The 8,359-nt window shown below is 43.0% G+C and carries 7 protein-coding genes; 6 read left to right on the top strand and 1 reads right to left on the bottom strand.

Annotated elements, in window-relative coordinates:
• The 5 genes from HMPREF9074_RS08645 to purK all read left to right on the top strand — a co-directional run.
• The coding region (locus HMPREF9074_RS08645) for an NADPH cytochrome P450 oxidoreductase family protein (protein WP_034540302.1) at positions 1-1,421 on the top strand (1,421 nt) is incomplete at its 5' end.
• A 14-nt stretch (positions 1,422-1,435) separates the two neighbouring features.
• Positions 1,436-2,074 carry a CBS domain-containing protein gene (locus HMPREF9074_RS08650; RefSeq protein WP_009390925.1) on the top strand — a complete coding sequence of 213 codons (639 nt, stop codon included), beginning with the start codon at positions 1,436-1,438 and terminating at the stop codon, positions 2,072-2,074.
• 69 nt (positions 2,075-2,143) lie between these two features.
• Positions 2,144-4,735 (top strand): transglycosylase domain-containing protein, encoded by a 2,592-nt coding sequence (locus HMPREF9074_RS08655; protein WP_034540305.1) that lies wholly within the window; start codon positions 2,144-2,146, stop codon positions 4,733-4,735.
• A 34-nt stretch (positions 4,736-4,769) separates the two neighbouring features.
• A complete protein-coding gene (locus tag HMPREF9074_RS08660) occupies positions 4,770-5,816 on the top strand; it encodes an endonuclease/exonuclease/phosphatase family protein (RefSeq protein ID WP_034540311.1) in 1,047 nt (348 codons plus the stop codon).
• A gap of 8 nt (positions 5,817-5,824) precedes the next feature.
• Positions 5,825-6,988, top strand: coding sequence for a 5-(carboxyamino)imidazole ribonucleotide synthase (gene purK / locus HMPREF9074_RS08665; RefSeq protein WP_009390922.1), 1,164 nt, complete (start codon positions 5,825-5,827; stop codon positions 6,986-6,988).
• Between the two features lie 4 nt (positions 6,989-6,992).
• Here purK and trmB read toward each other — a convergent pair whose 3' ends face one another.
• On the bottom strand, positions 6,993-7,673 hold the full coding sequence (gene trmB / locus HMPREF9074_RS08670; RefSeq protein ID WP_009390921.1) for a tRNA (guanosine(46)-N7)-methyltransferase TrmB: 681 nt from the start codon (positions 7,671-7,673) through the stop codon (positions 6,993-6,995).
• Between the two features lie 85 nt (positions 7,674-7,758).
• Between trmB and HMPREF9074_RS08675 the strand changes: the two genes are divergently transcribed.
• Positions 7,759-8,271 (top strand): nitroreductase family protein, encoded by a 513-nt coding sequence (locus HMPREF9074_RS08675; protein ID WP_009390920.1) that lies wholly within the window; start codon positions 7,759-7,761, stop codon positions 8,269-8,271.
• The last annotated feature ends 88 nt before the right edge of the window (positions 8,272-8,359 follow it).

Here is an 8,359-nt window from a genome sequence, read left to right on the forward strand (position 1 = left end):
AGATAGATTTTATCAATAAAAATGTGATTGTGAATCAGTTTACAGGTGAGATTATCAGCACCTCGACCTCTCCTTTTAAAGGATTGGCTTACTTAGTGCGCACCCTACACATAGGCAAAGGGCATTATATTTGGGCTACTCTGCTATTTATCAGCTGTTTGGCTATACTATTTTTTATCTATTCGGGTTTTGCTATCACGCTGAAAAGGCGCAAAAAGAGCGTGAATCCGTTTGCTAAAGAAGTGTGTGAATACATAGTGTTAGTAGGTACTGAGGGCGGTAGTACTCGCGAGTTTGCACGCGCTGTACACGATGACCTGCTAAGGCAAGGCAAACGCTCTTATATAGCTGATATGAACGATTTTGGCAACTATCCACAATTAGAACAATTGCTTATTTTTGCGAGTACTTACGGCGATGGCGATGCCCCTATGACGGGGACTCGTTTTGCTGAACTCTGGAAGAAACACCCTATAGTGCAGAGCTTTGGCTATACGGTGGTCGGGTTTGGGTCGCTTTCGTATCCTGAGTTTTGCCGATTTGCCAAAGAGGTAGATGTACTCTTAGCCAAAGAGCCACAAGCCAAGGCGATGACTCCGTTGCACACCATAAGCGACCAGTCGGTAGACGCCTTTAGGCAGTGGGCTGAAAAGTGGAGTGCTACCCAAGACCTCAATCTGCGTTTGCCGTCAGACTTCCTGACTCGTAAAAAACGCAAACGCACAGAATTGACAGTAGTAGAGAGAACGCCTGTGATGGATGATGATATTTTCTTAGTACGCCTAAAACCGCTTAAGAATGTAGCTTTTGAATCGGGCGACCTACTGGGTATTACCCCTGCTGATGGTCGCGAGCGTTTGTACTCTATAGCCAAATATCGCGAAGAAATATGGCTAAGCGTTAAGCTGGTTGCGCAAGGGGTGGTATCGAACCTGCTAAACGACCTGCCTATAGGCGAAACATTGCGGGCAGTGATAGAGCCTAACCCAAATTTTCATTTCCCTAAGAAAGCGCCCCAAGTGGTATGTATCGCCAATGGAGCCGGTATGGCGCCTTTCCTTGGAATGATAGAGGAGAATACCGACAAAAAGCCTCTTACCTTAGTATGGGGTTGTAGGCGCGAAGCCTCTTTAGAGTTGTATCGCCCTTATATAGACCCTTATATAGAAGAAGGGAAAATCAGCACTTACTGGCAGGCCGTTTCGCGAGAAGGAGACAAGTTTTACGTGCAGGACATCATTCACCGCGAAGGTTCGTTTTTTGCTAACTTGTTAGCCGAAGGAGGGGTAGTGATGATTTGCGGTTCGATGGCAATGCTAAAAGCTGTAAAGGAAACTTTAGAAGAGGTCTGTCATTTTCACCTACGCAAACCCCTGAGCTACTTTGAAAACAATGGACAAATAAAAACAGATTGTTATTAAAACCTCCATAGCTTATGACCACACATTCTTTATACATAGAAATAACCCGCTCGGTAGAGGAGGCAAAACTTTTCTTTGAGGCGCATAGTCTTTCGGCACTCCCCGTGTGCGAAGAGGGACTATTAGTGGGGGTGCTAAGCAAAGCTACTATCGCTGAAGAAGCCGAAGAGGCTCTTATCAGCGAGTATCGCTATGCTTTTGACCATTACAGCGTGTCGGTAAACACCTCGTGGGATGCGGTAATGGAGGCTTTTGCTGCCCATCGGACAGATATGCTGCCGGTAGTAGATGAAGCTCAGCACCTAATAGGTTGCTATCAGCTTCGCGACTTTGTACTGCAACTGGCTGAAACCCCTTTTATAAAAGAGACAGGACGCGTGCTTATCTTAGAAAAAGACGCCCACAGCTATTCATTTGCCGAAATAGCCCAGATAGTGGAAAGCAACCACAGTCAGCTTTTAGGGTTATACATTTCTAACTATCACGAAGATACTGTACTGATAACCGTAAAGCTCACTACCGATGCTCTTTCGGAAGTGCTACAGACCTTTAGGCGTTACGGCTATGGTATCCTCTCAGAAAAAGAAGATGACCTCTATCGCGAAGAACTGAAAAATATAGCTAACTATTTCGATAAATATATCAACTTATAATTGGCAAATTTGCTAATTAATAATTGTTTTGTATTTTTGTACTCTGAAATGGTTAAATCAAAGAAGCTAATGCACAAAAATATACCTTATAAAAAGTATGCGGTAGCGTGCCTGCTCTTTCTGGGCACAGGGCTTTCGCGTGTGCTAGAGGGATGTGTGTGGATAGGCGAAAAACTATACCGCCTATTGCGCTATTGCCTTAAAACCCTTTGGATAGCCGCTGTAGCCGCTATAGTGCTCATACCTTTTGGTATCTACTCATTGCGCGGCACTTCGCGAAAATCTTACCTGAAATGGGGAGGCATCATTATAGCTAGTGGCTTGGGTTGCCTATTGCTACTGATACTACTCATCTACTTTGGGGCTTTTGGCAAACTGCCTACCAAACAGGAACTTAAAGAATTGCGCCAAGCTGAAGCCAGCCTTATCTACGATGATAACAACGTTTGTATAGGTAAGTTTTTTATCTTCGACCGTACGCGTATAGAATACAAAGACTTTCCCCCTTACCTTATCAATGCGCTTATAGCCACTGAAGACGAGCGTTTTTACGACCATAGTGGGATAGATACTAAGAGTCTTTTTAGGGTTTTCTTTAAAACTCTCCTACTGCAAGATGACTCTTCAGGAGGGGGGAGTACCCTAACGATGCAATTGGCTAAAAACCTCTTTGGGCGTGGGGAACGCTATGGCAAACTGACGATGCCTGTACACAAAATAAAAGAGATGATTATCGCAAGGCGGATAGAAAGCGTTTACACCAAAGAGGAAATCATTACCCTCTACCTAAACACTGTGCCTTTTAGCGATAATACCTACGGTATAGAGAGTGCCTCGTATCGCTTTTTTAACAAACCTGCTAAGGAGCTGACCCTGAACGAAGCTGCTACGCTAATAGGCACTCTAAAGGCAAACAACAACTACAACCCTCGTCTGTACCCTCAGCGCAGTGAGGAGCGCCGGAATACGGTATTGGCTAAAATGAAGAAAAATGGCTATCTGACAGATGAAGATTTTGCTGCACAAACTAAAGACAGCCTGAAAATAAACTACAATACCATAATAAGTGAAGGGGTTGCTCCCTATTTGCGCGAGCAAATACGCTTACAACTGCCGGAACTGCTAAAAAATATCACAAAAGAAGACGGCACTCCTTACAATATCTACAGAGATGGGCTTCGCATCTACACAACTATCGACTATACGATGCAAGAATACGCTGAAACAGCTGTAAAGAAGCACTTAGCCCGCCTACAAAAAGAATTTGAGCAGGCTTATGGCAAAAAAGCGCCTTGGAACTTAGACAGCGATTGGTTTAAGCAAGAAGTAAAACGACTGCCTATCTATAAAGAACTGAAAGCTAAAAACCTAACTGAAGAGGAGATATGGAAGCAGCTGAGCGAAAAGAAAAATATGGAATTGTCGTTTTACGAAGAAGACAAGGTACAGCAGCACAGCACCCTCGATAGCCTTTCGCACTACATACGCTTGCTAAACACGGGGTTCGTAAGTGTAAACCCTCAGACAGGCGCTGTAAAGACCTACGTAGGAGGTGTTGATTTTGAGCATTTTAAATACGACCACGTACTACAGAGCAAGCGGCAGGTAGGTTCGATATTTAAGCCTATCGTCTATGCTACTGCCTTAGAAATGGGAATGCCTGTATGTTCGCATTTCTCGCCACGTGCTCTTACCTATGCCGATGAGAAGTACTGGACGCCTCGCAACTCGTCAGCCACAGACGATGACCCCAGCACTTATTATTCGGTAGGCAAGGCGCTGAAAGAATCGTTGAACACTATAGCTGTACAGACCCTTTTCTACGCAGGACTGCAAAATGTTATCCAAAAAGCTTATAAGATGGGAGTGAAAACCCCTCTGCCCCAAGTGCCGTCAATAGCCTTAGGTTCTGCCGAATTACCGGTTATAGAAATGGCAAAAGTCTTTACTACCTTTGCTAATAAAGGGGTGCCTTCGCAACCTTATTTCATAGAAAAAATAGTAGATAAAAAAGGGAAAGTGATATGGCAACACAAGCCTGCTAAACAAGAGGCTGCCATTAGTGAGACCACTGCCCAAAAGATGATACAGCTGATGCGCGCTACCGTAAATGAAGGTACCGCTGCCCGTATGCGTGGACAGTACGGACTTACCAACGATTTAGCAGGTAAGACCGGTACTACCCAAGACAACAAAGACGGTTGGTTCGCTGGAATGCTTCCTAACTTAGTGATGATTAGCTGGGTAGGTAATGACCACCAGATAGGATTCCGCAGTACCCGTATAGGGCAAGGAGCTAACTCGGCACTGCCTATAGCTGCTCTGTTTATACAACAACTGAACCGCAATCGGCAGTTTAACTCGCTTACAAAAGCTACTTTTGAAGTGAGTGATGAGGTACGCAGCGAGGTATTAGAATGCGAATCGGTAGTACGCGAGGGCTTTATAGACCGCCTTCTAAGCGCTCCGCCTAAAGATACTATATACGCAGGAGATATACACTATCGCCTATATGAGCGCAAAGGTAAGCTGCACGATATAGACAATGATGACGATGAGATTTCGATAGACGATGTGATGAACCCTAACACCCAAAGCGCTACCCAACAAAAAGAAGAACCCGAAAAGAAAAAGAGCTTTTTTAATAGAATTTTTAGGTAATAATATAACTAATGACTGATTAATGACTAATATAATGAGAAGAAATTTAATTTTAGTATGGTGCTTATTGGCACTAGCGTATGTAAACGCACAACCGAAGAAATTTATGGTAAGAACCGTTGCTTTTTATAACGTAGAAAACCTTTTTGATACCATCAACGACCCACATAAGTTTGATGACGACCGTACCCCTAACGGGGCTGACCGTTGGACTTCAAAAGTATATAACGACCACGTACAGAAGATAGCAAAGGTACTCTCAGAAATAGGTACTGATGTTACCCATCACGCTCCGGATATTATAGGCGTCGCCGAAATAGAAAACGATGTGGTACTAACCGACCTTATCAATACCCCTTACCTAAAGAAATATAATTACGGCATTGTACATTACGAATCGCCTGATGCACGTGGGGTAGATGTGGCTCTTCTGTACAAACAAGGTGTTTTTAAGCCCTCATCATCTAAAGCACACCCTCTATACCTAACCAAAGAAGACGGTAAACCCCTCTACACTCGTGACCAGCTATTAGTTAGTGGGGATTTAGATGGTGAAGAAGTACATTTTATCGTAAATCACTGGCCTTCACGCTTAGGAGGAGAGGCTAAAAGTCGTCCTATGCGCGAAAAAGCTGCTGCTCTAAACAAGCAGATTATTGATTCGCTGCTAAAGATAAATCCTAATGCTAAGATAATGTCGATGGGCGACTTTAATGACGACCCTATCAACTCCGGATTTAAAAACATACTTAAAACTAAAGATAAAAAGGAAGATGTTAAGCCCGGTGAGCTCTTCAACCCTATGGAGGCAATGCTAAAGAAAGGAATGGGGACTCTCGCCTATCAAGACGGTTGGAATCTCTTTGACCAAATATATTTCACCTACGACCTACTAAAAGAAGACAAGAGCAGTTACCGCTATTGGAAAGCCGGTATTTTCAACCGTCCTTATTTGGCAAACCCCAAAGGACGCTATAAAGGTTATCCTTTCCGCAGTATGGCAAATGGCAACTACACTTGGGGCTATTCAGACCACTTCCCTGTATATATATACCTGATTAGAGAGATAAAAAACAAATAACTTTAACTATGACTAACTATTTTTCATCAGACTTTACCCTCGGCATACTCGGTGGAGGACAACTCGGCAAGATGCTCTTAACCGAAACTCGCAAATTTGATATTGCTACTAAAGTACTAGACCCCTCTGCTGAAGCGCCCTGCCGCATCGGTAGTAATACCTTTGTGCAAGGAAGCCTGACCGACTTTGATACCGTCTATCAGTTCGGCAAAGATGTACAAGTACTCACTATAGAAATTGAGAATGTAAACGTTGATGCCCTTGAAAAGCTGCAAGCTGAAGGGGTGCAAGTATATCCTAGTCCGCAGACTATTCGGCAGATACAAAACAAGGCTGTGCAAAAGCAATTCTATGCAGCAAACGGTATTCCTACGGCTCCTTTTACGGCATTTGAGTCTCTTACCGATTTGTGCGCAGCTGCTGAAGTAGGTACACTAAAATTGCCTTTTGTGTGGAAGTCTGCACGTTTTGGCTATGACGGCAATGGCGTGAAGATAGTACGCCAACTTGCCGACCTTAACGGCTTGCCTGATGGGCAGTGTATAGCTGAAACTTTAGTACCTTTTGCTAAAGAATTAGCTGTAATAGTAGCCAGAAGCAGTCAAGGAGAAGTTTGTACTTATCCGGTGGTAGAAATGGAGTTTCACCCTGAGGCTAATCAGGTAGAATACGTTATTTGTCCCGCTCGTATAGATGATGCTGTTGCCCAGAAGGCAAGAGCTATAGCTGTGCAAGTAGCAGAGGCTTTTGGTGTGGTTGGTCTTTTGGCTGTTGAACTCTTTCAAACAGCAGACGATGAGATATTAGTAAATGAAGTAGCCCCACGCCCTCACAACTCTGGTCACTACAGCATAGAGGCTGCTTATACTAACCAGTTTGAACAACACCTGCGAGCTATCTTAGGGCTTCCATTAGGCAGTACCCAAAGCAAAGTAGCTGGTGTAATGGTAAATCTTGTAGGAGCTGAAGGTGAGCAAGGAGAGGTAGTATATGAAAACATAGCACAAATATTAGCAATGGAGGGGGTAACTCCGCATATTTATGGTAAAAAAGAAACGCGTCCCTTCCGAAAAATGGGACACGTTACAATTGTAAACCCTGAGGTTGCACAAGCACGCGCTATAGCAGAACAAGTTAAGCGCACCATTCGGGTGATTGCTCTTAAAAAGTAGTTTGTTAATCTCGTTTTAGCTGAAATCTAATATAAGTGATAGGTTTGCCTTGCTCTAAATAAAACTGCTCGTAGAAAGTCTTGATTTCGGTAACTTCTGTAGGTACCCCATCACTATTGTAGATATTGTGGTTGGCATACAGCACCTTATGTCCGGCTCCGTGTAGCAGTCCGAGAGTATAGCCGTGCATAAATTCGCTATCAGTTTTCAGATGTATATAGCCTTCTGGTTTTAGAATATGCTGATAACGGGCTAAGAAATCAGCATTTGTTAGCCGGTGTTTAGTGCGTTTGTATTTTATCTGAGGATCGGGGAAAGTAATCCATATTTCGCTCACCTCTTCGGGTGCAAAACATTGTTCTATGAGTTCTATTTGGGTACGAAGAAAAGCTACGTTGGCTATTTGCTCGTCAACTGCTGTCTTAGCTCCTCTCCAAAAGCGCGCTCCTTTGATATCTATACCTATAAAATTCTTTTCGGGGTGTCGTTTAGCTAAGCCTACTGAATATTCGCCTTTACCACAGCCTAATTCTAAGACAATAGGGTTATTATTCTTAAAATACAGCTCATTCCACTTCTCTTTATAAGCAAAAGTGTTGGTTAAAAGCTCCTCTCGCGAAGGCTGTATAACATTAGCAAAAGTCTTGTTTTCTTCAAAACGTTTAAGTTTATTTTTACTTCCCATATATTATCTATTTTATTGGGCGCAAAGATACATAATAATTAGTAATTTATTATCTTTGCCCCATTAAACATTAATTCTTAGTATTATGACAGAAGCCCAAACACTCCGACACATCATTACCACTCGCAAGAGTATATTCCCTCCTGAATATAGTGATGCACCTATAGCCAAAGAAGTATTAGAAGAGATTATCAGCTCTGCTGACTATGCTCCTAACCATAAACGCACCAAACCTTGGCGCCTAAAAGCTCATAGAGGTACTGATAAAGCCCTTTTGGGAGAAGAATTAGTACGACTGTACAAAGAAAATGTACCTGCTGAGAACTTTTCTGAGCGAAAAATGAATGAAATAGCCCAAAAAACAGCTAAATCAGATACAATAGTAACTATTAGCATTTGTTTTAGTGGAAAAGTGCCTGAGTGGGAAGAAATAGCTGCGACAGCGATGGCTGTACAAAATATGTACCTCACCTGCACTGCCCACGGCATAGGGTGCTATTGGGGTACCCCCGGCTTTATGTTTCAGATGAAAGATTTCTTACAATTAGAAGAAAATGAGCGCTGCTACGGATTTTTCTTTATGGGAATGAAGAAGTAGAAGTAATAATACAAAATGAGCACCGGTCTAAAAAGGTAAGTCTTTTTAGACCGGTGCTCGTTTTTATATTTCGTTTTGTCCTATCCTG

Source organism: Capnocytophaga sp. oral taxon 329 str. F0087, assembly GCF_000213295.2.
Lineage (GTDB): Bacteria > Bacteroidota > Bacteroidia > Flavobacteriales > Flavobacteriaceae > Capnocytophaga > Capnocytophaga leadbetteri_A.